Genomic DNA, 25802 nt, shown 5'->3' with positions numbered 1-25802 from the left:
TACATCCCCATTTTAATATTCTCAGAAAAGAAAATTATACCGTCATGATATCTTTTTCTTTTAATTCTGCTAATTTATCAACTTTTGCAATGTATAAATCAGTCAATTTCTGAACTTCAGCTTCACCAACTTTTATTTCGTCTTCAGAAGCACCGTCATTTTTCAATTTTTTCAAAGACTCATTTGTTTCTTTGCGGATATTACGAACAACAACACGACCTTTTTCAGTTTCTTCTTTTGCCTTTCTTACTAAATCACGTCTTCTTTCTTCTGTTAAAGCAGGAATTACCAAACGGATCACAATACCATCATTTTGTGGGTTAACACCTAAGTTAGCATCTGTGATAGCTTTTTCAATAGCATTGATCAATTGTTTTTCCCATGGTTGGATAACAATAGTACGTGCGTCAGTTGTATTAATATTACTAACTTGAGCCAACGGAGTTGGAGATCCATAATAATCAACCGAAATGCCATCTAACATAGATGGTGAAGCTTTTCCGGCACGAATTTTTGTTAATTCTGATTCTGTAAAAGAAACAGCTTTGGACATATTCTCCTTACAATCGTCCAATTCAAGTGAAATCAATTCATTCATATCTTAATATCGTTTTTTTCTTTTTTATGATTAGCGTACGATAGTACCTACCGGCTCTCCGTTGGCTAATTTAGACAAGTTACCAGGCTTGTTCATATCGAACACAATAATTGGTAAGTTGTTTTCTTGACACAGTGTAAATGCTGTCATATCCATTACATTCAAACCTCTTTGATACACTTCTGTAAATGAAATTTCATCAAAACGTGTAGCTGAAGGATCTTTTTCAGGGTCTGCAGTATAAATACCATCAACACGAGTACCTTTTAAAACTGCATCTGCATTAATTTCAATCGCACGAAGTGAAGCTGCGGTGTCCGTCGTAAAATATGGGTTACCCGTTCCGGCTCCAAAGATAACAATACGACCTTTTTCAAGGTGACGCACAGCTCTTCTGCGAATAAAAGGCTCACAGATCTGCTCCATCTTAATAGCTGTCAACAAACGGGTTTTCAAACCTACTTTTTCAAGACCATCTTGCAACGCCATACTATTGATAACCGTTGCTAACATGCCCATATAATCCGCTTGTACACGGTCCATACCAGACTGTTCTGCACTTAAACCTCTATAGATATTACCTCCACCAATAACAATAGCAATTTCTAAGCCTTGAGTATGTAACTCTTTGATGTCTTTTGCATATTGTGCAACTCTCTTGATGTCAATGCCATAGCTTTGATCTCCCATTAAGGATTCGCCGCTAAGTTTTAATAGGATACGTTTGTATTTCATAATTGTTTTTTTGGAAATTCTCCAAAGGCCAAAGATAAAATTTTTTTTTCATCCGATAAGGACGAATGTCATATTTATTAGGAATTTTTAACTTTTTCTATCACCTGCCTATAATATTCCTCGTATTGGGGCATAATATTACTAAGCTGGAATGTTTTAGCTCGCTCTAATGCAGCATCTTTAAACTTTTCTAGGCGATCATTATCCTCTAAAATATAGATTGCATTTTTCGCCATTTCATCAACATCACCAATATCACTTAAGAATCCTGTTTCTCCATTAACATTCAGTTCTGGTAAACCTCCCGTATTGGTTGAAATAACAGGAACTTTACAGGCCATTGCTTCCAAAGCGGCTAGACCAAAACTTTCAGAACTTGATGGCATTAAGAAAAGATCGGATACGGATAGAATTTCTTCAACAGCATCTTGTTTACCCAGAAAGCGAACATCTTGACATACACCAAGATCACGACATAATTCTTCAGCATTCGTCCGTTCTGGTCCATCACCAACCATTAATAGTTTACTGGGGATATGTTCATTTACTTTTTGAAATATGCGAATCACATCTCCGGTATTTTTAACTTTTCGAAAGTTGGAGGTATGAATCAAAATGCGTTCATTTCCAGGAGCAATAGCTCGTTTAAAATGAGAACGGTCTTTTATACTAAAGCGTTCCAGATCAATGAAATTAGGAATAACTTGAATGTCTCGCTTAATATCAAAATAAGTAAGCGTTTGATCCTTTAAACTCTGTGATACGGTTGTTACACCATCAGACTGATTAATTGAAAAAGTAACGACAGGGCTAAAGCTTTTATCTTTACCAACTAAAGTAATATCAGTGCCATGTAATGTCGTTACAACAGGGATATTGATGCCGTAAGTTAATAAGATTTGTTTAGCCATAAAAGCAGCTGAAGCATGTGGAATGGCGTAGTGAACGTGGATGACGTCTAGTTTTTCAAAACGAACAACATCAACAAGTTTACTTGCTAAGGCAGATTCGTATGGCAAGAAATCAAAAAGAGGATATTGTGAAACAGCAACTTCGTGATAAAATAGATTTTCCGAAAAAAAATCCAAGCGGGCAGGTTGCCGGTAAGTGATGAAGTGAACCTGATGTCCATGCGTAGCTAAAGCCTTTCCAAGTTCTGTTGCTACGACGCCACTACCGCCGAATGTTGGATAACATACAATCCCTATTTTCATAATGCTTATTTATTTACTGCAAATTAAAGATTAATTTGTAAAACAGCCAATCACACGAATGCAATAATTTGTGAAGGACTATTTTCAGGTATTATGAATCGGTATTGCTGGTTTATTGCTGGAAATAAATTATCTTGTTATATATTAACTAAACTTATTATGAAGACTTTTGTAAGCAGTATATCTGGAAAGACATTTCCCATTACCAGTAAAGTGTTGGGATCTACATTAAGAACTTCTATTTTTGATCTTGTCAAGGAGGATTTTCCAGAATTTTCAAAAGAATCTCTCATTGCCGCTAGCGAACTGGATGGATATAAAGAAAAGTATATCTCAACTATCTTGAAAAATGAGCTGGGAGAGCTTACACGTTTAGATCAGCTGGTGATTGAGAGTATGAATAATAATCAGATGATTAGCGCATCTATTGACCAAGAGGAAGTTGCAGATTCTTTTGGGGAACGTATTGCAGATAGAGTTGCTGGCTTTGGAGGGAGCTGGACATTCATTTTATCCTTTTTAGGATTTTTAGTTTGTTGGATTGTGTTAAATATGTATTGGTTGAGTAACAAAGGATTTGACCCATATCCATTTATATTGCTCAATTTGTTGTTATCCTGTATTGCTGCTTTACAGGCTCCCGTTATTATGATGAGTCAAAACAGACAAGAGGATAAAGACCGTAAAAGAGCGCAGAATGATTATATGGTCAATCTTAAAGCAGAGTTGGAAATACGTACTTTACATGAAAAGATAGATCATTTATTGATTCATAAAGAACAGGAGCTCATCGAGATGCAGCAGTTCCAGTTAGATATCATAAAAGATCTAATCAATAAAATAGATAAGTTGGAAAGAAGTAACAATGGTAAATAAAGAATTATTATTAAGAGAATTAACCTTTAAATTTGCACGTTCGGGTGGAGCAGGGGGACAAAATGTCAATAAAGTTTCAACTAAGGTCCTGTTACAATGGCCAGTTTTGGCCAGTACATGCGTTGATGAGGATATGAAGAGTCTCATTATGGAAACATTAAGTAACCGTATCAATAAAGATGGTATCTTTCAATTAGAATGTGATACAGATCGTTCTCAATTGAAAAACAAAGAAATTGCAATCGAACGATTTTTACATATTATCAAAACGACATTGACACCCGTAAAAGCACGGAAAAAAACAAAAATACCTTATCGGAAAGTTTTAGATAGGCTAGATAGAAAGGCGAAACAATCAGAAAAGAAGAGTAACCGACGTTGGAGTGCTGAATAATGGCTATTAAAAATCATTCAAGCTTAAAACTCAAATTTAAAATATAGCCACTTAGGCCTATGCTAGTATATTCCTGTAAATATTGAAGGTAATTCTTCAGTATTTATAGGAATTTAATGAACCTAAATTACAGTTATCCCAAATGATTCAATTTAGCAATAGTCTCTTACAATATGACAATGTAACTTTATTGTTAATTTTAATTCATTGTATATCAGTGCAATATGTTGTAAACTAAAAAATTAGTTTGATAACTAGGTTTTTAGTTTTATACTTGTTATATAATCGATTATCGGCAGACGTGCCATTTTAATAAATAGAGTTATGAACGAAATTAAAGAACTTACAAAAGCTGAAGAGCAAATCATGCATGAGCTTTGGGAAATGGATGGAGCCTTTGTTAAAGAAGTGATAGATCGTTTACCAGAGCCCAAACCAGCTTACAATACAGTCTCGACCATAGTGCGGATTTTAGAAACCAAGGGTTTCTTAGTGCACGAATCTTATGGGAAAAGTCATCGATATATCCCTAAGATTACAAAAGAAGAGTATAAGAAACTGATTACAGGGAAACTTTTAAATAATTATTTTGATAATTCAGCGAGCAGCATGTTATCTTATTTTCTTGAAGAGAATAAACTTGATCTCGGCGAAGTCAACGAATTATTAGAGATGATTGCCAAACAAAAGAAAATTTAAAGATTTCAATCACTTAACACCTGAATTATGATAGCTTATCTGATTTTAGCAAACACAAGCCTCGTCATATGCTATTTACTTTATCATTTAGTCCTGAGAAAACTCACATTTTTCCAAGGAAATCGGATCTATTTATTGGTTGCTGTATTATTATCTTTTACATTACCAGCAATACAATTTGTAGATCTATCTGAAATGGATTATAAGACTACGTTAATTCCTGCTATTTCGCTGGAATTAACAGAATTTAGTATACCTGAAATTGAAATCGTGGGTAAACAGCAATTTTGGCAACTGCATTCGAATGTTGAACTCGTTTATTGGGTCTCAATCATCGTTGCTACTTCGTTTTTACTAATTCGATTGTATAAGCTATACCGTAGGTTTCATAAAGCTGATGGCAGCGACTCATTTTCTTTTTTGAATTTTGTTTATATCGGTGAGGAAGTGAAAGAAAATGAAATCATCCACCGTCATGAATTAGTTCATGTACAGCAAGGGCATTCTTATGATATTCTTTTTTTAGAGATTGTTCGAGTTTTTAATTGGTTTAATCCTGTATTCTTTTTTTATATCAGAGAATTGAAATTTCAGCATGAATGTATTGCTGATCAACTTTGTGCTGCAAAAGATAAAGCATCTTATGCAGAATTATTAATTGCAAATGCGCTCCGGGTATCGACAGATGTGTTATCACATGGCTTTGCCACAGAGTCCATTTTAAAAAAGAGAATTATGATGTTATTTCAAAATAAATCAAAGAAATCAAACCAGTGGAAATATATGTTGATTATTCCAATTGCTGGTTTAGTAGGTTTGGTGGGACTCGTATTAAACAATACCGTTGACGCAAAAACTGAACTGATTGATAAAGTGATCGATGTGAAATTACCAGTAGTATCGGAGGCAGTAACTAAACTGATGGATATCGAACCAGAAGGTGTACAACAGGAAAAGATTCTTAGTAATCCAGAAGTGCTAGCACAACCTTCAGGAGGTATGCAGGCTTATCAAAAGTATATACGTCAAAATTTTAAGTACTCTCAAGAGATGCTTGAAAATGGAATTAATGGTACTGTTGAGATTGCTTTTGTAGTAGAAAAGGACGGCCGTATTACAAATGTTAAAACTAAGAATGATATTGGATTTGGTGCTGGGGCGATGATTCAGAATCTCGTGAAAAATGGAAAAAAATGGAAACCTGCGATTCAAAATGGTAAAGCCGTTCGGTCATCCTACTCACTTCCGGTGAAATTAGCGGCAGGTAGCTTTGGACCTGCAAAATCTAAAAGCAATAAGGAGACCTCTTCAGACGGATCTACAGAAAATATTATTAGATTTCCGCCACCTATAATTACGAAGGATGAAGTACCAAAGAAGAAGTCTGTTAAATCTTCGGAGGATGTCGTTCGTTTCCCACCACCGAAAGTAACAAAAGATGAAGTGCCAAAGAAGAAACCTATTAAATCGTCTCCTGATGAAGTTCGTTTTCCGGAACCCAAGAAACCAGAGGAAAATACGGTTATATTTTCCGCGGTTGAAGTTAAACCAGCGCCACCAAGGGGGATGCGTGATTTTATGAATTATGTGGGAGAAAATTACAATTTTCCAAAGGAGGCCTTAGAAAATAATATTAACGGTGTCGTAGAAGTATCATTCATCGTTGAAAAAGATGGTAGCCTATCTAACTTTGATATAAAAAGAGATTTAAAGTACGGAACTGGACAGGAGGCTGTGAATGTTTTGAAGAATTATCCTGAAAAATGGAAACCTGCGATACAAAATGGACAGCATGTAAGGGTTGCTTACACAATGCCTATCCGATTAAATACAGCTGCCCAATAATTAAATAACGTTTTATGCAATGGCGCCTTTTTTGAATAATGTTATGAAAGCTTTTTATATTTTATTTGGACTATTCTTATTAACGTCTTGTCGATCAGCTTATCAATTCACTCCAAAAGGTTTTATTGTTGATGGTGATGAGTATTTTGTTAATGTCGAACGAAATCTGTCTGTATATGTCGGTGAAAATTTCTCAAATTATGATGAAAAGACGAAAACAGGACTACAAACTGTTCATCTTTCACATGACGATCAGAAGATTATAAAGAAATTAGGTTATGATGCAACGAAGTATACGGTGTTGTTCAATGGGAAAAGTCTTGGAGATACGACATTTAGATTGATCAGCTTAATCAATAACAAATCGGATGAGCGGTTTAAAAATACAAAAGAATTGTTGTCAAGAGATGGATTCGAAATTAAAAGGACAGCAGAAGGGAAATACTATTATCGAACTACGACCTTAAACAAACAAGTTATTTATCATGCTATGGTTCCCTTTAAGCAGCAATTGGGAAGAGAAGAGTATGTCAGTTTGATTTACATTATCCCCGAAAAGTACTTTAAGAATTTTGATCACATTGAAGATCTGGCGATATCAAATGCTTCTATGTATAGACAGCATTATATTTTTACGCCAAGTCGTACCGAAATTCTATGTCCTGATGATAGCAGCAGGGGGCATTTTGATTACCGTATTCCTGATCAATATATACAAAAGGAAAATTATACTTTAATGAAGGGTTTTTCTGCCAATACCATTGAAGGAAAAAACCATTTGATTATTTACCGGCTTGTTAAACCAGGACAATCATATGGTTCGTTTGTAGTTTGTAAAGGTGCTTATAGAATTGAATTAACAGATTTACGGCATAATGTGATTTGGAAAGATACAATAACAGTTGATAAAGACTTAGATTATTAATACCATATTGTAGAAATCAGCTTAAAGCTTTGAATTATGATTCCAAAGCTTTAAGCTGATTTTTTATGCGCTGTAATTCACTTTGTAATGCTTCCACTTTCTGAATGAGATGATGTGCCACCTCAATACCAGCAGGATTTACATCTAACTCATAGTACCAGTCCGAAAATCTTTCCAGATCGCGAAGCTGCTCCTCTTCAATATATTTTTCTTCCTGTTGGATGATAATATGGAGAAGACCATACTCATTTAAAGTTTCTATAAAAGTAATCTCCGCTTTCCTTGAATAGCAGTAATCAGATAATTTAATTAGGGTCCTTTCCATAGGATTATTTCTTTAAATCGGCCAACTGTTTGAATAGTTCTTTTTCTTTGTCGGTTAAATTGGTTGGTATCATCACGTTCATACTGACATATAGATCTCCAAATTCACCATCTTTTTTATAGACAGGAAAACCTTTTCCTTTTAACCTAACTTTGGCATTATTTTGTGTTTCAGGTTGAATTTTAAGTTTTATTTTACCGCCATATGTATCAATGATGGCATCCCCGCCTAAAATAGCGGTATACAGATCGATATCTAATGTTGTATAAAGGTCATTACCCTGACGTTTAAACTTTGGATCAGCGATGATGTGAAAAGTAATATAAAGATCTCCTTTTGGCCCTCCGTTTACACCTTCACTACCAAGGCCTTTAAGTTTAATTTTCTGACCATCTTCTACACCCGCCTGTATGTTGATTCGGATGTTCTTACCATTAATCGTAAAGGTTTGTGCATGAGTCGTATAAGCTTGTTGTTGTGTTAACTCCAATTCAGCATTGAAATCTTGTCCACGAAAGTTATTTCTTCTTCCGCCCCCGGAGCGGTTACCAAACATTTGTTCGAAAAAATCTGAAAATTGTCCATCATCAAAATTTCCTGTATAGCCCTGCGAACCTCCGAAAGGATTTTCATTCGACTGTCGGTACTGCTGTTGAGACCGCTCATATTCCTCTCCTCGCTGCCAGTTTTCACCATATTGATCATATTTCTTACGTTTTTCCGGATCGGATAATACCTCATTGGCTTCATTAATCTCTTGAAACTTCTGTTTTGCAGCCTCATCATTAGGATTGAGATCGGGATGATATTTGCGGGCTAATTTTCGATAAGCTTTTTTTACATCATCAACAGATGCCGTTTTGCTTATGCCAAGTACTTTATAGTAATCTTCAAATGCCATATTATTTTAGTTGCTATAGTTTCAACAATTGTGAAGCCTGTTTGTTTAATTTTTCAGTTTTGTTACTTTAAATTTATAAATATATCCTAACAAAAAGTACTGTCTTAAAGTAACCGTGTTTTGAAAATAGGTTGTATTGCCACTGGTACCCCAGTAGTTCTGTCTGTTTTGATTTAAAATGTCAAAACCCGTTAATTTGATCTGGGAATTATTTTTCAACGTGTAATAAATAGAAGAGTTCAGTATATGATAATTGTCTCTTCCACTTAGGCCACTTGCCCTATTCTCTAGTGAATAGGAGGTCTCTAAAGAAAAACCTTTTATAGGATTTATATTTAATCCAACGCCAACATTGTGTGTTCTATTAGCGGTAGCAATAAAATCGGGATTGTTTTTAACCGAATTCTGAGCCTTGTTCCAGCTGTAGGTATATTTAGGCGTTAGACCGATTAGATTTTTCCAAGTTACAGAAAATTCCTGTGTTAGATTGATACCGAGGTTAGTTAATTTATTGTCCACATCATTGATCGAAGAATAATATTGGTAGGTATATAAGCTACTGTTTTGGGATATATAAAATACCCAATCGTTACCAGCTTTAAAATTATATCTACCATATAAATAGCCATTATAATTAGTCGTTGATCCTGCTTGAAATGCCTGTATGGTATAATGTCCATTTGTCACATTACGCCAACTTCTATGACCCTCACTTTTATCTTTATAGTTTACACCGGAACTAAATCCCAGTTGGTATTTTTGTGTGTATTTATTGAATGAAAAGCGCGTACTTTGTTGCAGTTTATTCTCATAGAAAAAAGCTGACAGTCGCGTCATCAGAGGATTTAGTGTATCCCTAATACTTTGGATCTGATATGTTGCAGGTGATTCTAAATCTTTTGACCAAGAAAGATCAAAATCTTTATAGCGAATATTGATATTAGGTAGCCAGTAACCATTCGAAGTTGTTTTTCGTTTATTGATTTTGAATAAATCAAATTGATTATCCTTAACTGCATATGCTGTACCGAAGTTTACCGCTAATTTTTTGAAAGGTTTCCAGTAAAATTTCATGGCAGTCACATATTCCTGTGATTTAAAACTATAGCTGTTTTCAAACTGCTCACCATGGATAGTTCCTGTATTATCTCTGTTATAGAATAAACTTTGTGTAGGTCTGCTACTCGAAGTATTATAAGAAATATAGAAATCAAAATTTAGTTTTTCGATACTGGTATTATTATACCCAGCAAAAGTTTTGATACTGCTGGATTTCTCTCGATTCGTTCTGTTTTCCCATAGACTAGTATTTGGGATCGGGTTCTGGAATATCTCTGTTAATTGATTGCCAATTTCTTCTGATTTATCATTTCTAATATTGATGGTATTTTTTAGAGATACAAGATGTTTCTTACTTAATTGTTTTTCAATGTGGAAATTATGATCGTAATTAATATTATACCCATCTGATGTGTTATTGCTTTTGCTGTTATTTATTTTTTTGTCTTCGGTATAGGTATTCATCCAGCTATCAGTTTTACCATCATTATTGGTAATTGAAAGCTTAGGTGTAAACTCGACGTATGCTGTTGTATCCATTCGGTGTCTGAAAAGCGTATTGATATTGTGCGCAAGCGACTTCCGATAGCTATTATATTCGTTTTCGCCAAATTGCTTAACATTATCATACAGCGAGGTTTGACTTCCTTGGTTTTGGCCTTCTTCATTTTTGTACTTTAACATGTACATGAGGTTTAGTTTTGTTTTCTTTCCCCAATCATTATTGAGGTTAAAGCCACCGGCAATATCATTTGCTTTGCCATTATAATTTCTGCCACCAAAGTCATTAAAACCATAATTTTCAGCTCTTCCTAATCCACCGTGTTGATTAAGTTCATTGTAATCAAAACTTTCTCGATTGATATTATTACCAAATCCGATTAAACTCAATTGCAAAGTATCTTGAAAAGTATTGAACAGACCACCAGCTTCATAGCGGTCCCGAGTTCCGACACTGCCATATAATTTACCAAAACTTGCTTTCAGAAAATCTTTTTTGAATTTCAGATTGATGGTAATAGGTAATTTTTCTTCATCCTCCACTGTTTTTTTTGATTCGCCTTTATCGCGGTATACCTGTACCGTTTTAATTAAGGAAGCATCTAGATTGCGTGTAGCAATTCGCAGATCGCTGGCAAAAAAATCTTTACCATTTACTTTTACCTGAGAAACTTCTTTACCTTCATAATAAATAGTACCATCCATATTAATTTGTAGACCAGGCAACTGTTTTAAAAGTTCTTCAGCATTGGCGTTCGGTCTAGTCTTAAAAAAATCAGTGTTATATTCTAATGTATCTTTATTCATGCGCACAGGTGGTGCAACAGAAATGACGACCTCGTCCAATAGTTTTCCCCCCAGTTTAATCGAATCTAATTGCTTTTTTTCGTCAGGATTTAAAAGAATGTCCTGATGATAGTTGCTGCTATTGACGTGCGAGATATATAAGATCAGATTTTTATTTGCAGGCAGTTTAACGAGGTTGAATTCTCCTTTATCATTTGTCAGAGAATAGGAGAGTACCGAAGAATCCTGTTGCATAAGAATGGAAACTGTTGCTTTTTCAAGCGGTTTATTTGTATGATCAATAACAGTCCCTTTCAAACTTCCTGAGTTTTGGGAATAGGCAAAATTAATGCATAAAAATAGCAAGCTTAATACATATAGCTTCATAATTGACTTTTTAGGAATGGTTGGTTTATTGCTCGCTAAGATAATTACTTTTTTATATATCGATTTTTAATTAACTTATTTTTAACACATTCACTTTGTTTTATGCTGCATGAAATTGTTTATCCGATTTAATCAGTTGGATCGGTTATCAAAATAGGAAGCAGTTTTACTCGTTTAATTAGGTGCAATAAGCACATAAAAAAAAGTGGTTTCCTTATTCAGGAGAACCACTTTAAAAATCTTACGCAACTAATTTTTAATCCTTCTTGCTATCTACAGCAGGTTTTGTAGCACTATTGGCAACATCCCAAGCCGTTTGAAAAATAAATTTTTCTCTTTTGACCATAATCGGGAAATCTATTTTATCAACAGTATCTTCAGGCGTGTGATAATGCGGATGTAAACCTGAGAAGTAAAAAATTGAAGGAATACCTTTACTGGCAAAATTATAATGATCAGATCGGTAATAAAGACGCATTGGATCTTTTGGATTATCGTACATGAAGTCTAATTCCAGTTTGCTGGATTTATCATTTGCTTCCTTATTGATTCTTGCTAATTCAGAGCTTAATTTATCTGCTCCAATGGAATGAATATAGTTGTGATTTCCATTTAAATGCTTATCGTCAATGCGTCCTATCATATCAATATTGATACAAGTAACGGTATTTTCAAGAGGGAAGACCGGGTTTTCGGTATAATACTTAGACCCTAATAAACCCTTTTCTTCTGCAGCATATGTGATAAACAAGATACTTCTCCGAGGACCTTTGCCCTCAGCTTTAGCCTGACTAAATGCTTTCGCTAACTCAAGAACAGCAGTAGTTCCTGAAGCATTATCATCAGCTCCAGGAAAGATAGTGCCATTTGAACTTTTGCCGTCGTGATCATAATGGCCACCTATAACAATTATTTCATCTTTCAGATCAGACCCTTCAAGCAAGCCCAGTACATTAGGATCCGTGAATTGTTCAGCCACCATACCCAATTGTGCATTAAAACTTGTATTGATAGCAAAAGATTGAGGCTTTTGACTCTGATTGATTTTTGATGTAATATTTGCAAGACTTGTTTTTCCCTGATTCAGGATATAGTTAGCAACATGATCGGTGATATTGACAACAATAGGCATTGGATTAGTTTCAGGAGCTGTTTGATCCTGAGCTAAATTAAAGCGTCCTTCGGTTGCACGATCTCCTGCACTTTCCAGCCATGTACCGAGATCCTCAGTGTATGCAAGAATAAGTTTAGGCTTATGTTTTAGCACCTCTCTAATCTTTTTATTGCGCACGGTGGACCATTCCGATAATTTTGTCGTTCCAGTGATCACAGAATTCCCTTTTGCATCAACAGGTTCTTTGTTATTGATCAGCATCACAATTTTGTCTTGCAAATCAATTCCTTTGATATCAGAATATTTGGGGTCATCAATACCGTAACCGATAAAAATAATCTCTTTATCGTCGATTGATTTCAACTCATTATTACCTAACGCCAGTAGATCTTGTCCATTGACAAAAGGACGGCCTCCAATTTTAAAGCTCTTAACCTGATAACTGTTTTTTAGTAAACTTACCGGTTGAAAATATTTACCTGCAACAGGTGGTGTTAATCCTAATTTTTTAAATTCATTTGCAATGTATTCAGTAGCCAAACGACCACCTTTTTGACCTGTGCCACGTCCCTCAAGATCTGCAGATGCTAGGATAGTAAGATGCTTTCTGGAAGACTCTTCAGTAATCAGATCAGCATATTTTGCAGCTGGATTTTGTGCAACTGCACAGCTGTAAATGGACGAAATAAGACAAATTAAACTGAATAATTTTTTCATTGTTTTTTCATTTAGAACAAATAGAACAAAAAAAACGGAGAAAAAGTATATATATACCTTTTCTCCGTCTATTAAATTATGTTAAAATTAACAACCACAGGCAATTTTACCAACACGTGTAGCATGTCTACCACCTTCAAAATCTGTCGTTACAAATGTTTTAACGATTGATTTTGCAAGATCAAGATCAATAAATCTTGCTGGAATACACACAATGTTAGCATCATTATGTTGACGTGCCAATGCTGCAATTTCTTCTAACCACGCTATTGAAGCGCGGATCCCTTGATGTTTGTTTGCTGTAATTGCCACACCATTTGCGCTACCGCATATCAATACACCTAATGTTGCTTTTTCTTCTTCCACTTCACTTGCAACCGGATGAGCATAATCTGGATAATCAACAGAATCCGTATTATATGGTCCGAAATCTTTTACTTCGTAACCTAATTCTTTTAATAAAGCTACGATAGCCGTTTTGTATTCAAAACCTGCATGGTCACTTCCTATTGCAATTGTCTTTACAGTACTCATTATATATTGTTTTTTTCTTGTGCTAATTTTTGTTTTTTAACTTTCGCTGATACTAAGATACTAATTTCGTATAAAAGGAACATTGGGGTAGCTACCGTCAACATGGTGATGACATCCGCTGTAGGAGTAATAATCGCTGCCACAACAAGGATAATAACCGTTGCATATCTTCTGCTTGCACGCATAAACTCTGGAGTCATAATACCTAATTTTGATAAGATAAAGATCAGAATTGGTAATAAGAACACAATACCACAGCCTAACGATAATGTAGCGATCGTTGAAAGGTAAGAGTCAATGGTAATCTGATTCGTAATTTCGATACTTAATGAAATATTGGCTAAGAAGTTAACAGATAACGGAACGACTACATAATAACCAAATAATACTCCTAATACAAACAATAGGGTAGCATAAAAAACAAATCCTCGAGCAGATCTTCGTTCAATATCTGTTAAAGCTGGTTTGATAAAAAGCCAGATTTCAAATAAGATGTAAGGGAAACCCAATAGTAAAGACATGAGCAAACAAGAGTTGATTTGCAACATAAACTGTCCCGCTAGTTCAGTATTGATAATATTGAAAGGAATATGTTCGACACAGAATCCATCGATATTAAACTTGTTACCAACAAGACACATCATTCTATATGTCCAGAAATTAAGACTTTTTGGCCCCATAATGATTTCGTTAAATACGAAATCATAGAAAGTGAATGATAAACCTGCGAAAATACAAATTGCAATCACCGAACGAACCAAATGCCATCTCAGTACTTCGAGATGATCAAAGAATGACATTTCTGCTTCTAAATTTTTTCCTTTATCTTTTATAGATTCGACTAGGCTTTTCCGTTCTGTAGTACTCATAAAAATTGTTTGTAAACAAAAATACCATTCTTATTGAAAAGAATGGTATTTTTTATCTATGTAAAGATAATTTTATTATACATTATCTTCTGAAAGGTCAAAAGTTTCCATAAACTTCGTAGTAAAGTTACCAGCTCTGAAGTTAGGATCGCGCATTAAACGTAAATGAAGAGGTATTGTTGTTTTAATACCTTCGATAACAAATTCACTTAAAGCTCTTTCCATTGTTGAGATAGCTTCTTCACGTGTTTGCGCAACACAGATTACTTTAGCAATCATCGAATCGTAATATGGAGGAATCGTGTAACCCGCATATACATGTGTATCGATACGTACACCGTGACCACCTGGTGAATGGAAATTAGTAATCTTTCCTGGTGATGGGCGGAAGTTATTAAATGGATCTTCAGCATTGATACGGCATTCGATCGCGTGCATGGTCGGCTCGTAGTTTTTACCTGAAATAGGGATACCGGCAGCAACTTTGATTTGTTCTTTGATTAAATCAAAATTAATGACTTCCTCTGTTACTGGATGCTCAACCTGAATACGTGTATTCATTTCCATGAAGTAGAAGTTACGGTTTTTATCAACTAAAAACTCTACTGTACCAGCACCTTCATAGTTAACAGCTTTAGCACCTTTGATAGCCGCTTCGCCCATTTTCTGACGTAATTCTGGCGTAATAAAAGGTGAAGGAGCTTCTTCCAATAACTTTTGGTGACGACGTTGAATAGAACAATCTCTTTCAGATAAGTGACATACTGTACCGTATTGATCACCTACTACCTGAATTTCGATATGTCTTGGTTCTTCTACATATTTCTCCAGATACATACCGTCGTTACCGAAGGCTGCAGCAGATTCCTGACGTGCAGAATCCCAAGCATGTTCAAATTCTTCTTCTTTCCAAATAATGCGCATACCTTTACCGCCACCACCAGCCGTAGCCTTAATGATAACCGGGTATCCGATTTCTTTAGCAAGTTTAACACCTTCTTGCAATGAGCTCAAAAGACCATCAGAACCAGGTACCGTAGGTACGCCAGCTTGTTTCATTGTATCTTTTGCTTGTGATTTATCGCCCATTTTTTCAATCTGCTCTGCAGTGGGACCAATAAATTTGATACCATACTGTGCACATATTGAAGAAAATCTCGCATTTTCTGCTAAGAAACCATATCCAGGATGAATCGCATCTGCATTTGTTAATTCTGCAGCTGAGATAATATTTGGGATGTTTAAGTAAGAATCTTTACTGGCAGGAGGACCGATACAAACAGCTTCATCCGCAAAACGAACGTGTAAACTATCTTTATCAGCTGTTGAATAAACAGCTACACTTTTGATACCCATTTCGCGACATGTGCGGATGATACGTAAAGCGATTTCTCCTCTATTAGCTATTAATATTTTTTTAAACATTGTATTTTCTGTAAGTTTTGAGGTATGAGTGCACAGTACCTGTGCGCTCATGTTGATCGACAATAAAAATATTGACGATTGTTTATCTAGGATCTACCAAGAATAATGGTTGATCGAACTCAACTGGTTGAGCATCTTCTACCAAGATTTTAACAATTTTACCTGAAACTTCAGATTCAATTTCATTGAATAATTTCATCGCTTCAATGATACACAATACATTACCATTGTTAATTTCGTCGCCAACATTAGCAAATGTCGGTTTACCAGGTCCCGCAGAACGGTAAAAAGTTCCGATCATTGGCGATTTAATCGTGATAAAATTAGCTTCTTCAGAAACTACTGCAGGAGTTGCCGCTGCTGGAGCAACTGCAGTCGGTTGAGGAGCTGCTGCCACTGGTGCTGCTGCAACTGGAACCGAAGCGGTTACATATGTAGGCTCCTGATTTGTTTTTATCGTAATTTTGAAATCTTTTTCTTCGATTGCTACTTCATTCACACCTGATTTTGAAACGAATTTAATCAAGTCTTGAATTTGTTTAATGTCCATACCCATAGTTATGCAGGTTAAATATTTTAGTGTTAATTTTTAAAATTCTTAAAACAGCCTTCAAAGCTACAAAATAATATTTGTACTTAGTAAGCCCATTTTAAGTATACAGATCCCCAAGTAAATCCACCCCCAAAAGCTGCTAAAATCAGGTTATCACCTTTTTTCAGTTTACTTTCCCATTCCCATAAACATAAAGGAATAGTGGCACTTGTGGTGTTACCATATTTCTGAATATTAATCATTACTTTTTCTTCCGGTAGTCCAGCACGTTCTGCTGTTGCATCGATAATACGTTTATTTGCTTGATGCGGTACTAAATAAGCGATATCCGAAGCTTGAAGATTATTTTTCTCCATAATCTCGGCTGCTACATTAGCCATATTGGTAACAGCAAATTTAAATACCGTTTTTCCCTCTTGATAAGCATAGTGTAAACCAGCGTCCACAGTAGCATGGGATGCCGGATTTAGAGAACCGCCACCTTTGATATTTAAATATTGACCACCTGAACCATCCGTTTTCAAGATTGCATCTTGAATACCATTGCCATCAGTGTTAGGTTCCAGTAGCACTACACCACAACCATCTCCAAATAAAATACACGTATTACGATCTTGATAGTTGACTACTGAAGACATTTTATCGGCACCGACAACCAATACTTTTGTATGTTTACCCGATTCAATAAATTGGACACCAGTTGTCAAGCCAAAAAGAAAACCTGAACATGCCGCTTGTAAATCATATCCCCAAGCATTTGTAGCCCCAATTTTATCGGCTAAGATATTAGCTGTGGCAGGAAAAAGCATATCTGGAGTACTTGTACAGAAGATGATCAAATCAATATCTTTTGCAGTAATTCCTCTTTTTTCTAATAATTGTTGCACCGCAGGTACAGCAAGGTCCGAAGTAGCTTTACCTTCTCCTTTTAAGATTCTACGTTCTTTGATACCTGTACGAGATACAATCCACTCGTCATTGGTTTCAACCATAGTTTCCAGCTCTTTATTTGTGAGGATATAATCAGGTACATATCCACCAACTGCTGTAATCGCAGCATGAATTTTTGACATAAAATTTAATTAAAAGCAGATCTGATTTTGTCAATAAAATCTGACTGGATCATATCTCTAGATTGTAAAACCATATTTTTAATAGCCTGAGGAGTTGATATTCCATGGCCTATTATAACAGGAGCATTAACTCCTAAAACAGGACTACCTCCATACTGCTCGTAGTTGAATCGATCAAAGAACTCATCTTTAAATCCTTTTTTCAATGTTACTACGTAAAATGATTCTGCTAGCTTTAAAACAACATTCCCTGTAAAACCATCACAAACATACACGTCGGCAATATCTGAAAACAGATCGCGGCCTTCGGCATTTCCGATGAAATTAATGCGTTCGTTATTTTTTAAAAGGGGATAGGTGGTTGTGGTTAGGATATTTCCTTTTTCTTCTTCTTCACCGATGTTTAATAAACCAACCTTCGGAGAAGAAATACCAAACATATGTTGCGAATACAAACTTCCCAAAATTGCAAATTGATTAAGCATTTCGGGTTTACAGTCCGCATTAGCTCCGACATCAAGTAGTAATCCAAAACCGGATTTCAGTTTGGGTACAATTGTCGTTATAGCAGGTCTTAGTACGCCGGGTACCGTTTTTACACTAAAAATAGATCCGACAAGCATTGCTCCGGTGTTACCAGCAGAAGCAAAAGAATCAATTTCACCGTTTTTTAGTAATTCAAAGCCTTTGGCTATACTAGAGTTGGGTTTTTGTGTAATCGCTTTAGTAGGGTGTTCACCCATACTAATGTTTTCAGGTGCGTGTATATATTCAAAGTCCGAAGGATTACCCCCAGCTTTTTCAATAAGCGATCTAGTCTCATCCTCATCACCAAAAAGAACAAGTTTTTGATCTTTTGTCAAGAGTTGCTGAGCTTCTATCGCACCTAATATTGTTGCATTAGGGGCATAATCGCCACCTAAAATATCTAAACCAATCTTCATTCGTGATTATTTTTCAAGTCAATAATACGCAAAAAACATCCCAAATTAAAGTATAATTTGAAAATTATACTCGTTTTGGGATGTTTTATGTTTTGAAAGATCTAAGTTAGACAACAGCCGTATTTTCAATGATCAATTTACCGTTGTAGTACAAATTACCATCTACAGTGTATGCACGGTGTGGTAAATGAACTGCACCAGTTTCTTTACAAATGCTTAAGCTAGGTCTGTCTGCTTTATAATGTGTTCTTCTCTTGTCTCTTCTTGATTTAGAAGTCTTACGCTTTGGATGTGCCATCTCGTATTTCTGTTTTAGTTATTTTTAATATTTCTTAATGCGGCCCAACGTGGGTCAATGTTCTCTTCTTTTACTTGCTCTTCCTTCTGTTGCTCAGTTGATATATGCGCTAACATAATCGGATCACAGGTAATATCTTTTCCTTGGTCACTACACTTAGCAAACAAAGGAACTGCCAAATTGATATATTCATATAGCAATTCGGTCAGGTCTAGCTCATGATCGGTTTTAGACAATACCAGTACTTCTTCCGTATTATCAGTCCAGTCCTCAGCGGTGAATTTGACCAATATCCGCTCTTTTACTGTAATAGGCGATGGAAATTCGCTTAAACAAACATCACATGTTAATCCGATATCCCCAACAATTGTGAAATTTAAAATAAGCAGATTTTCTTGCTTCTGTAATTCAACATTTGCTGTTAGATGACCATCTTTAACAATGGAATGCTCAAAACAATCAAAGAACTTTTTATCGATCTCAAACTCAAAATTGTGCTTCCCTGCATTTAGCCCCGAAAACGGTATTTTGTATTGTATTAGATGTTTCACAATCTTGCATTTGAGCCTGCAAAGGTATGTATAAATAAGTTAGCATTGAAATTTTTTTTAAAAATATATTTCAATTTCGACTTCATTTATATGCCTTATAGCAAGCGGTTATTCATAATAATTTTTACCTAATTCTATTTTTTCCCGACCGTTTTCCATTCGCCAACGGTTGGTATCCCGTAAAGAGTAAGCGCAACCACAATATTCTTGCATGTAGAACTTTTCTTTTTTAGATATTTCTAACATGCGGATAGCACCACCTTTTTTTCTCCAGTTGAATGTCCAATAGTCCATTCCCTCAAAGCGGGAGGCAGCACGTACACCACAATCATTGATTTGATCCATGTTTTTCCACCTTGAGATTCCTAAAGAACTTGATATAACATCAAATCCATTCGCAGCAGCATATTCTGCTGTTTTCTCAAAGCGCATGTCAAAGCACATCGTACAACGAATTCCCTTCTCAGGTTCGTTTTCCATTCCCTTTGCTAAGTCGAACCAATGATCTACATCATAGTCGGCATCAATAAAAGGAATATTATGTTTTTCTGCAAAACGGATATTCTCCTCTTTTCGTAAATCGTATTCTTTACGAGGATGAATGTTAGGATTGTAGAAATAGATTGTAAATTTGATATCCGAGCTGATCAAAGCCTCCATTACTTCACCAGCACAGGGTGCACAGCACGAATGTAAAAGCAGATTTTTGCCTTCGTTAGGTAATGTTAACTTTTCTCTGATGAACTCCTTCTCTTCCATTGCTATTTTACTGATAAAAGTTTGGCAATTTTACTCAAAAAGTACTGAACTAGCAAATATTTGATAAACAGAATTTATTGTACCCTCGCCAATCTCTCTTTTTTTATCTTTATATTGGATCATATTTGTAGATTTGTACCTATATCAGATTAAAAATGAAATCACTAACAACGTATATAACTTTACTTTTATTGGCTATTGTAACATGCTTGACTTCATGTGTACGAGAGGATGATGAGCCAGCATTGGCTAAGGTAGCAATCTCGAGGCTGTATGTTTCTTTTTCGGATTATCAATTGGATGAGGGGCAGACACCTTATAACAATGTCGATATTATTGATCCTGCTGACTCATTGACTCATTTTGAACCTTCTTTATCCTATAATTCAAGTACAAAAGGTGGGGCAGCAATATTATTTAACCCAATCGCAAAATATATTTTTCAAAGCAGTGCTAATGATGGTGGTATTGTAAAAGATACAAGCATTCAGGTAATGTCTGTAAATCCTGTAACAGGAGCTCCCGCATCTAATGGTTTAATTTCAAATGGATTGTTAACCCGTGTCAGAGGATTAGCCTACCATTATAATAAGGGTACAGAAAATTTATATGTAGCAGATCTTGGTGAAGGTACTAGACCTCCGAGTATCTATCTGTTTCAACGACCAGGAAGTTACAGAGGAAAAGCAAAAAGAAATCAACAGATATCCCTAGGGAAATTAGTCCCATGGACAATGGCTTTTAAAAACGCTGAAGATAATTCAGACTTATATGTCGCTGTCAATGGAGAAAAGAAAGGTATTGCGATATTTAAGGATATCTTAAGAAAAAATCAACCCGCAGATTCAGTTTTGAGTGAGACAGCATTTCCACCCAAAGCTGTTCTAACTATAGCAGATCAGGGGGAAATCAGAGGATTTAGTTATTCCGCCCGTCAGGACTTACTTGCTGTTGCTAGTTATACCTCTACCGGCGGCACTAGTGTCGGAAGAATTTTATTATTTGAAGGAGCAGGAGCATTATTAGCAGTCTCAGGAGACCGTGCTATTCAACCAACACGTATCATTACAGGGGCATTAACAGGATTAAAAAGACCACTAGATGTTGCTATTGACAATCGTGATGGAGCGAAATATTTATATGTCGCCGATGCCGATACTAAGATTGTTTCCCGTTTTTTGATTACCGATAAAGATAATGTAGAACCCAACAAGAAAAAACAATATACCTTAACACCTGTTGCATTATCTTTAGATGCGAGAGGGCCAAGTGAGAACGATTAAGATTATATTATTCCTCTAAGAGTTTAAAGAGTATTTCGATTTCTTGTTTCTTATTGACACTTTCATTTTGTTCGTAAGCTGTAACAAGATTACGTAATACTCTTTTTAGTATCGTCACATTATCACAGGGCAACATAAATTCTTTTGAGAGCGGGAGGTTCAGTTGTTTTAAGAATGAAATAACATCTGCTTTTTGCATCACTTGACCTTTATTAAACGCATTTAGATAGAACAATAAATGATCAGCGTTCTGATCCTCATCCAGATAAGATAAAATAAAATGCTTAGGAAGATTAATGCCGAAGATCGGGATATCCAGTTTTTGAGCAACGATACTGTAGATACATGAAAGGGTCAGGGGATTTCCCTTTTTTGTTTCCAAAACCCTACCGATAAACGAATTCTGCGGATTATGATAATCATTTGTATTTCCGGAAAGACCAAACTTATCAAATAGAACATAATTCATCAGTGATACTTTTTCGTAGGGTGTCATTTCATACCGCAACTCCATCCATATATCGCGCTTTAGCTCTTCTAAGCTCATCCTTATGAGGTTATTGTCGTAAGAAGGGTATTGATAGCTATTGATGATGATGAGGCCATCTAAGAGGTTAAATGAGTTGCTCATCTTCCAGATCAGAAGTTCACTTTTAATTTGATCAAACTGTATTGCATGGATAATTTTCTCCAGGCGTTCCTGTATGAAGGGATCAAAAGCAGATTCCCAATACTCTTCTAAAGAAGGTATGATCTCTGGTCCTAAACTCAATAATTTATTTTCGATTTCTTCAGAAATCAATTGATCCGGATCATCTAGTAAAGTAACCAAAGCATGTAATTCTTTTTCATCCATATACAAATTTAACAAAAATCCCCGCGATATGCCAAATGAAGCATATGCAGGGATATATCTAGGTATATGGTTATAGAGTTACTTTAATTGACCATCCAGCATGTGGACCGTTCTTTTTCCGTAAGTGGCGTTTTTGTCCGAGTGGGTCACCTGTATAATCGTGACACCTTCCGTGTTGAGCTGTTGAAACAATTCCATGATTTCTTCTCCTTGTTTAGAATTCAGGTTTCCCGTTGGCTCATCAGCCAATAGCAGCGACGGAGAACCGGCTAAAGCTCTTGCAATCCCTACAATCTGCTGTTGACCGCCCGATAGCTGTGAAGGAAACAGATCTTTTTTACCGACAATGTTAAAACGGTCCAATAGATCACTGACAATGGACTTACGCTCCGACGAAGATTTATTCTTATAGATCAATGGTGTTTCAATGTTTTCATACACAGTCATTTCATCAAGCAGATGATAAGATTGAAAGACATAGCCCATGTGAGATTGAAAAAGCTGCGTTCTTTTTTTAGGCTTTAGCTCCAACACATTTTCACCTTGAAATAGGTATTCACCCTCATCGGGTTCATCAAGCATTCCAATGATGTTTAATAGTGTTGATTTTCCAGATCCAGAGGGTCCCATGATCGAAATAAAATCCCCCTCTTCAATATTTAGACTGACATCTTTTAGTACAAATGAACGTGTACTTCCAACATTATACCATTTAAATAAGTGTTTTAACTGTATCATTTTATCTATTTTTGTTGGTTATTTTAACTGTATGTAATATATAATTTTTAAACTGTTGTTATCCTAATTTACTCATTTCTCAGACTATCTACCGGATTAACTTTTGCTGCACGTATAGTCTGATAGCTGATCGAAACGCAGATGATGATGAAAATTATCATGATTGCAATTAGAAAATACCACCACTGCAAGTCAATGCGGTAAGCAAAATTGTCCAACCATCTGTTGAGTATGAAGTAAGTCAGAGGAAGAGAGATTAGAGTAGCAGTTACAAACAGTCGGAAAAACGGTTTGTTGAGTTGCATGAAAATAGATTGTACAGAAGCACCTAATACTTTACGTACACTCATTTCTTTTTTACGAATTGTCACTTGATAAGCGGCCATACTAAAAAGACCAAGAGCCGCAATAATAACTGCTAAAAATGTAAAGCTATTGAAAGCAGTCTGCATCTCCTGTTGTTTTTTATGCAACAAAGCATATTGTTGATCCATAAAAGCATATTCTAGAGGCAATGATTTTGTTGATGAATTTTGTTGCCATTCTTTTTTTACAGTTTCGATAGCTTGTGCTGCTTTTCCTTGAGCAGCTTTTACAATTAATGTTGCCTGGGGTCTTGCAGATCCACATTCATTTTTATAAGAATAGACCGTTGGCTTCACGGCATTTTCAAAACCATAAGCTTTACTATCTTTTACCACAGCGATAATTTCAAAATTGACATCACAACCGGCTAACTTAGCTCCGATAGGCTGTCCTAGATCTAATGCCATAGCCGCAGATTCATTGATAACCGCATAATGCGAAGTAGAATCTTGTAGCAATTGCTTGATTGATGTGGGAATATTTCCCTTTAATACCGCTATATTCAGTGTGCTGAAATAGCTTTTATCGATCCCAACGTGATCGAATTCCAATTGTTTTTGGTTATGAGAAAACTGTTTTTTGGGAGGAAGCTCCCCATCTCCAGGCATATTTGTTGCTGAAGCAACCGATAAAATACTGGGATCTTGTTGCAGTCGTTCCTTAAGATTGTAGTATGTACCATTTAATGTGCCATCATAATACATTCCTAAGCCCTTATATGTAATCACCTGTGCCGGTTCAAATCCTTTGTCTGTGGTTTGAATATACCGGATTTGCTCATGTATAACGAGCATCCCTGTCATAAATAGTAAAGCAATACCAATTTGAAAAACCAGTAAACCATTACGGAGTGTATTTTTTCGTTGCGTCTTACCAAGTCCGCCCCTCAATAAACTAACAGATTTGAATCCCGAAAGTACGAAGGCTGGGTAAATTCCGGATAGACAGGTTGTGCCAATTACACCTAGAAAAAGATACATTACCGTATCTTGATTTAAAATGTACTGTTTGAGGTCATCATTGAACCACTTTTGCAATACATTTCCGGTAATACTTAGCATAAAAAAACTAAACACAGCTGCAGTTAATGTCAAAATAAAGACTTCCAAAAGTAATTGACGAATGATCGTCCAGCGCGAGCTTCCCAGTATTTTCTTTAATGCTAACTCTTTCATGCGTTTGTCAGCTTGTGCCATGATCATGTTGGCAAAATTTGCTGATGCTAATACAAGTATAATAATCGATACAATGCCAATTATCCATAACATGAGATAAGGCGTATTACTTCCATTTTTTGGTCTTAAATGTAGATTAGTTAATGGATCTAAATAAATTTTTCCTTGCGATAAAGCTGCTGTTTGAGATAGAGGAACAATTTTATCGTGGTAGAGTTTATCTATTTTACGGGTCAGAACATCGATATTAGTTCCGGGCTTTACTTGAATGTATGTTTGATATGAAAATGGAATTTCTCCTGTAAATAAATCCTCAGGTTCTTTTATAAAAAGTAAGTCATGGTCAATAAGAGATAAACCATTATTCTTACTAATTCCATAAATACGTTCATGGTGATCTAATAGTAAACTAAGCACCGGAACAGACTTAGGGGTGTCAAAATTTAAATCCCCCTTTTTGAAAATTTTCTCGGCGATACCTTGCTTTACTAGAGTGGCCTCATTTTGAATTTTACTCTTATAAAGGTTCCCGGTCTTACTTTCAATTTGAAAAATATGTGCTGCAGAAGAGTCTATTACCGCAGCATTTTTAATTAATACCGTATTTTCTCCGAAAAGTGGATAAGTACCAAAACTATAAATTATTTTTCTGCCGGCAGTTTCTATTTCGGGTAAACTTTTTTTCAATAAGGGCGCAAGCATGGCATTTGTTGCATCTGTAAATTCTTCTGAAGAGGTCAGTCCAACCTGATAGATCCGATCATAATTGGGGTTCCATTTATCATAGCTTGTTTCTCTATTGATGTATTGGTACGACAGGATAAAACCTGTAAATCCCAACATCAGTCCGAATACGTTCAACAATGAAAAGAACTTATTTTTCAATAGGCTTCGCCATGCAATTTTGATTTCGTTTAAGATCATATGTCGCCTGTTTAGTTCGTTGTTAAAAATGAAATGTATGAAGTCATTACAAAAGCGGAAGATGCAATTGCGTTGCCATTTTGGTTTATGTTTGATTATCAGTGTGTTGTTCTGTATTTAATTTATATTACTGTTCGATATCGAACAGTAACCGTTCAGTATTGGACAAGAAATCCTCATCATTTGTTAATAGCAGAATATTTAAACAAATTATGCATAGTCAATTAGACAGTGCTAATGCGTGATTAGGATGGAAATAGGGGAGGCGGGAAATTTCAATTTGCAGGGGGAATTCATAAGAGACGTCAGTAATTTTTCGCTTGCTTCGTTAGAAAAGCAAGCGAAAAATTCAACACTCTTTTTTATTATACTCAGATT

At 35.6% G+C, this 25802-nt stretch carries 25 protein-coding genes; 6 read left to right on the top strand and 19 right to left on the bottom strand.

The window, feature by feature from the left end; translation table 11 throughout:
- Positions 1–34: 34 nt before the first annotated feature.
- The 3 genes from frr to bshA all read right to left on the bottom strand — a co-directional run bounded on the left by frr (position 35) and on the right by bshA (position 2547).
- Complete coding sequence (frr, locus tag M2265_RS12860) at positions 35–598, bottom strand: ribosome recycling factor (RefSeq protein ID WP_132773429.1); 564 nt, start codon at positions 596–598, stop codon at positions 35–37.
- Between the two features lie 30 nt (positions 599–628).
- Positions 629–1333 (bottom strand): UMP kinase, encoded by a 705-nt coding sequence (gene pyrH, locus M2265_RS12855; RefSeq protein WP_021189335.1) that lies wholly within the window; start codon positions 1331–1333, stop codon positions 629–631.
- Positions 1334–1410: 77 nt separating this feature from the next.
- Positions 1411–2547, bottom strand: a complete 1137-nt coding sequence (gene bshA / locus M2265_RS12850) for an N-acetyl-alpha-D-glucosaminyl L-malate synthase BshA (RefSeq protein ID WP_021189334.1) — start codon at positions 2545–2547, stop codon at positions 1411–1413.
- Positions 2548–2706: 159 nt separating this feature from the next.
- Here bshA and M2265_RS12845 point away from each other — a divergent pair, with 159 nt between their 5' ends.
- The 5 genes from M2265_RS12845 (at position 2707) to M2265_RS12825 (ending at position 7286) form a co-directional block, all read left to right on the top strand.
- On the top strand, positions 2707–3423 hold the full coding sequence (locus M2265_RS12845; RefSeq protein ID WP_132773431.1) for a DUF1003 domain-containing protein: 717 nt from the start codon (positions 2707–2709) through the stop codon (positions 3421–3423).
- Entirely contained in the window at positions 3413–3817 is a 405-nt protein-coding gene (arfB, locus tag M2265_RS12840) for an alternative ribosome rescue aminoacyl-tRNA hydrolase ArfB (protein ID WP_021189332.1), read from the top strand. The genes M2265_RS12845 and arfB overlap by 11 nt, the downstream gene beginning before the upstream one ends.
- A gap of 324 nt (positions 3818–4141) precedes the next feature.
- Positions 4142–4516, top strand: coding sequence for a BlaI/MecI/CopY family transcriptional regulator (locus M2265_RS12835; RefSeq protein WP_021189331.1), 375 nt, complete (start codon positions 4142–4144; stop codon positions 4514–4516).
- A 27-nt stretch (positions 4517–4543) separates the two neighbouring features.
- On the top strand, positions 4544–6361 hold the full coding sequence (locus M2265_RS12830) for an energy transducer TonB (protein ID WP_132773433.1): 1818 nt from the start codon (positions 4544–4546) through the stop codon (positions 6359–6361).
- Positions 6362–6404: 43 nt separating this feature from the next.
- Positions 6405–7286: a hypothetical protein gene (locus tag M2265_RS12825; protein WP_132773435.1), complete on the top strand. Its 882-nt coding sequence runs from the start codon at positions 6405–6407 to the stop codon at positions 7284–7286.
- 34 nt (positions 7287–7320) lie between these two features.
- Here M2265_RS12825 and M2265_RS12820 read toward each other — a convergent pair whose 3' ends face one another.
- The 13 genes from M2265_RS12820 to M2265_RS12760 form a co-directional block, all read right to left on the bottom strand.
- Positions 7321–7611: a chaperone modulator CbpM gene (locus M2265_RS12820; RefSeq protein WP_132773437.1), complete on the bottom strand. Its 291-nt coding sequence runs from the start codon at positions 7609–7611 to the stop codon at positions 7321–7323.
- 4 nt (positions 7612–7615) lie between these two features.
- Positions 7616–8512, bottom strand: coding sequence for a DnaJ C-terminal domain-containing protein (locus M2265_RS12815; protein WP_021192046.1), 897 nt, complete (start codon positions 8510–8512; stop codon positions 7616–7618).
- A gap of 45 nt (positions 8513–8557) precedes the next feature.
- Positions 8558–11245, bottom strand: a complete 2688-nt coding sequence (locus M2265_RS12810; protein ID WP_132773439.1) for a carboxypeptidase regulatory-like domain-containing protein — start codon at positions 11243–11245, stop codon at positions 8558–8560.
- Positions 11246–11501: 256 nt separating this feature from the next.
- Entirely contained in the window at positions 11502–13076 is a 1575-nt protein-coding gene (locus M2265_RS12805; protein ID WP_132773441.1) for a M28 family peptidase, read from the bottom strand.
- 87 nt (positions 13077–13163) lie between these two features.
- Positions 13164–13610, bottom strand: a complete 447-nt coding sequence (rpiB, locus tag M2265_RS12800) for a ribose 5-phosphate isomerase B (RefSeq protein ID WP_021192041.1) — start codon at positions 13608–13610, stop codon at positions 13164–13166.
- The gene (gene tatC / locus M2265_RS12795; protein ID WP_021192040.1) at positions 13610–14479 is read right to left on the bottom strand and encodes a twin-arginine translocase subunit TatC; all 870 of its coding nucleotides are present in this window, start codon (positions 14477–14479) and stop codon (positions 13610–13612) included. Before tatC ends, rpiB begins: the two co-directional genes overlap by 1 nt.
- A 75-nt stretch (positions 14480–14554) precedes the next feature.
- Positions 14555–15904 (bottom strand): acetyl-CoA carboxylase biotin carboxylase subunit, encoded by a 1350-nt coding sequence (accC, locus tag M2265_RS12790; protein WP_031289467.1) that lies wholly within the window; start codon positions 15902–15904, stop codon positions 14555–14557.
- Positions 15905–15986: 82 nt separating this feature from the next.
- Positions 15987–16460: an acetyl-CoA carboxylase biotin carboxyl carrier protein gene (gene accB, locus M2265_RS12785; protein ID WP_132773443.1), complete on the bottom strand. Its 474-nt coding sequence runs from the start codon at positions 16458–16460 to the stop codon at positions 15987–15989.
- Between the two features lie 80 nt (positions 16461–16540).
- Positions 16541–17530: a beta-ketoacyl-ACP synthase III gene (locus tag M2265_RS12780; protein ID WP_021192037.1), complete on the bottom strand. Its 990-nt coding sequence runs from the start codon at positions 17528–17530 to the stop codon at positions 16541–16543.
- 5 nt (positions 17531–17535) lie between these two features.
- Entirely contained in the window at positions 17536–18474 is a 939-nt protein-coding gene (gene plsX / locus M2265_RS12775; RefSeq protein ID WP_132773445.1) for a phosphate acyltransferase PlsX, read from the bottom strand.
- Between the two features lie 106 nt (positions 18475–18580).
- Positions 18581–18772: a 50S ribosomal protein L32 gene (gene rpmF / locus M2265_RS12770; RefSeq protein WP_021192035.1), complete on the bottom strand. Its 192-nt coding sequence runs from the start codon at positions 18770–18772 to the stop codon at positions 18581–18583.
- A gap of 14 nt (positions 18773–18786) precedes the next feature.
- Positions 18787–19323, bottom strand: coding sequence for a YceD family protein (locus M2265_RS12765; protein ID WP_132773447.1), 537 nt, complete (start codon positions 19321–19323; stop codon positions 18787–18789).
- A 108-nt stretch (positions 19324–19431) separates the two neighbouring features.
- Positions 19432–20082 carry an epoxyqueuosine reductase QueH gene (locus tag M2265_RS12760; RefSeq protein ID WP_021192033.1) on the bottom strand — a complete coding sequence of 217 codons (651 nt, stop codon included), beginning with the start codon at positions 20080–20082 and terminating at the stop codon, positions 19432–19434.
- Between the two features lie 155 nt (positions 20083–20237).
- On the opposite strand from M2265_RS12760, the gene M2265_RS12755 reads away from it, so the two are divergent.
- Positions 20238–21365 carry a hypothetical protein gene (locus M2265_RS12755; protein ID WP_132773449.1) on the top strand — a complete coding sequence of 376 codons (1128 nt, stop codon included), beginning with the start codon at positions 20238–20240 and terminating at the stop codon, positions 21363–21365.
- Between the two features lie 7 nt (positions 21366–21372).
- Here the strand turns inward: M2265_RS12755 and M2265_RS12750 are convergent, their stop codons facing one another.
- The 3 genes from M2265_RS12750 to M2265_RS12740 form a co-directional block, all read right to left on the bottom strand.
- The gene (locus tag M2265_RS12750; RefSeq protein WP_132773451.1) at positions 21373–22221 is read right to left on the bottom strand and encodes a transglutaminase-like domain-containing protein; all 849 of its coding nucleotides are present in this window, start codon (positions 22219–22221) and stop codon (positions 21373–21375) included.
- A gap of 78 nt (positions 22222–22299) precedes the next feature.
- Positions 22300–22959 (bottom strand): ABC transporter ATP-binding protein, encoded by a 660-nt coding sequence (locus tag M2265_RS12745; RefSeq protein WP_132773453.1) that lies wholly within the window; start codon positions 22957–22959, stop codon positions 22300–22302.
- A gap of 68 nt (positions 22960–23027) precedes the next feature.
- On the bottom strand, positions 23028–25424 hold the full coding sequence (locus tag M2265_RS12740) for an ABC transporter permease (protein WP_132773455.1): 2397 nt from the start codon (positions 25422–25424) through the stop codon (positions 23028–23030).
- Positions 25425–25802: the final 378 nt, after the last annotated feature.

The organism is Sphingobacterium kitahiroshimense, assembly GCF_025961315.1.
GTDB classification, from domain to species: domain Bacteria; phylum Bacteroidota; class Bacteroidia; order Sphingobacteriales; family Sphingobacteriaceae; genus Sphingobacterium; species Sphingobacterium anhuiense.
The sequence above is the reverse complement of the archived record's forward strand: the minus strand, read 5'-3'. Positions and strand labels throughout refer to the sequence as shown.

Coding starts and splice junctions, on each gene's coding strand:
- frr (WP_132773429.1), bottom strand. CDS start 598: ATGAATGAATTGATTTCACTTGAATTGGACGATTGTAAGGAGAATATG.
- pyrH (WP_021189335.1), bottom strand. CDS start 1,333: ATGAAATACAAACGTATCCTATTAAAACTTAGCGGCGAATCCTTAATG.
- bshA (WP_021189334.1), bottom strand. CDS start 2,547: ATGAAAATAGGGATTGTATGTTATCCAACATTCGGCGGTAGTGGCGTC.
- M2265_RS12845 (WP_132773431.1), top strand. CDS start 2,707: ATGAAGACTTTTGTAAGCAGTATATCTGGAAAGACATTTCCCATTACC.
- arfB (WP_021189332.1), top strand. CDS start 3,413: ATGGTAAATAAAGAATTATTATTAAGAGAATTAACCTTTAAATTTGCA.
- M2265_RS12835 (WP_021189331.1), top strand. CDS start 4,142: ATGAACGAAATTAAAGAACTTACAAAAGCTGAAGAGCAAATCATGCAT.
- M2265_RS12830 (WP_132773433.1), top strand. CDS start 4,544: ATGATAGCTTATCTGATTTTAGCAAACACAAGCCTCGTCATATGCTAT.
- M2265_RS12825 (WP_132773435.1), top strand. CDS start 6,405: ATGAAAGCTTTTTATATTTTATTTGGACTATTCTTATTAACGTCTTGT.
- M2265_RS12820 (WP_132773437.1), bottom strand. CDS start 7,611: ATGGAAAGGACCCTAATTAAATTATCTGATTACTGCTATTCAAGGAAA.
- M2265_RS12815 (WP_021192046.1), bottom strand. CDS start 8,512: ATGGCATTTGAAGATTACTATAAAGTACTTGGCATAAGCAAAACGGCA.
- M2265_RS12810 (WP_132773439.1), bottom strand. CDS start 11,245: ATGAAGCTATATGTATTAAGCTTGCTATTTTTATGCATTAATTTTGCC.
- M2265_RS12805 (WP_132773441.1), bottom strand. CDS start 13,076: ATGAAAAAATTATTCAGTTTAATTTGTCTTATTTCGTCCATTTACAGC.
- rpiB (WP_021192041.1), bottom strand. CDS start 13,610: ATGAGTACTGTAAAGACAATTGCAATAGGAAGTGACCATGCAGGTTTT.
- tatC (WP_021192040.1), bottom strand. CDS start 14,479: ATGAGTACTACAGAACGGAAAAGCCTAGTCGAATCTATAAAAGATAAA.
- accC (WP_031289467.1), bottom strand. CDS start 15,904: ATGTTTAAAAAAATATTAATAGCTAATAGAGGAGAAATCGCTTTACGT.
- accB (WP_132773443.1), bottom strand. CDS start 16,460: ATGGGTATGGACATTAAACAAATTCAAGACTTGATTAAATTCGTTTCA.
- M2265_RS12780 (WP_021192037.1), bottom strand. CDS start 17,530: ATGTCAAAAATTCATGCTGCGATTACAGCAGTTGGTGGATATGTACCT.
- plsX (WP_132773445.1), bottom strand. CDS start 18,474: ATGAAGATTGGTTTAGATATTTTAGGTGGCGATTATGCCCCTAATGCA.
- rpmF (WP_021192035.1), bottom strand. CDS start 18,772: ATGGCACATCCAAAGCGTAAGACTTCTAAATCAAGAAGAGACAAGAGA.
- M2265_RS12760 (WP_021192033.1), bottom strand. CDS start 20,082: ATGGAAGAGAAGGAGTTCATCAGAGAAAAGTTAACATTACCTAACGAA.
- M2265_RS12755 (WP_132773449.1), top strand. CDS start 20,238: ATGAAATCACTAACAACGTATATAACTTTACTTTTATTGGCTATTGTA.
- M2265_RS12750 (WP_132773451.1), bottom strand. CDS start 22,221: ATGGATGAAAAAGAATTACATGCTTTGGTTACTTTACTAGATGATCCG.
- M2265_RS12745 (WP_132773453.1), bottom strand. CDS start 22,959: ATGATACAGTTAAAACACTTATTTAAATGGTATAATGTTGGAAGTACA.
- M2265_RS12740 (WP_132773455.1), bottom strand. CDS start 25,424: ATGATCTTAAACGAAATCAAAATTGCATGGCGAAGCCTATTGAAAAAT.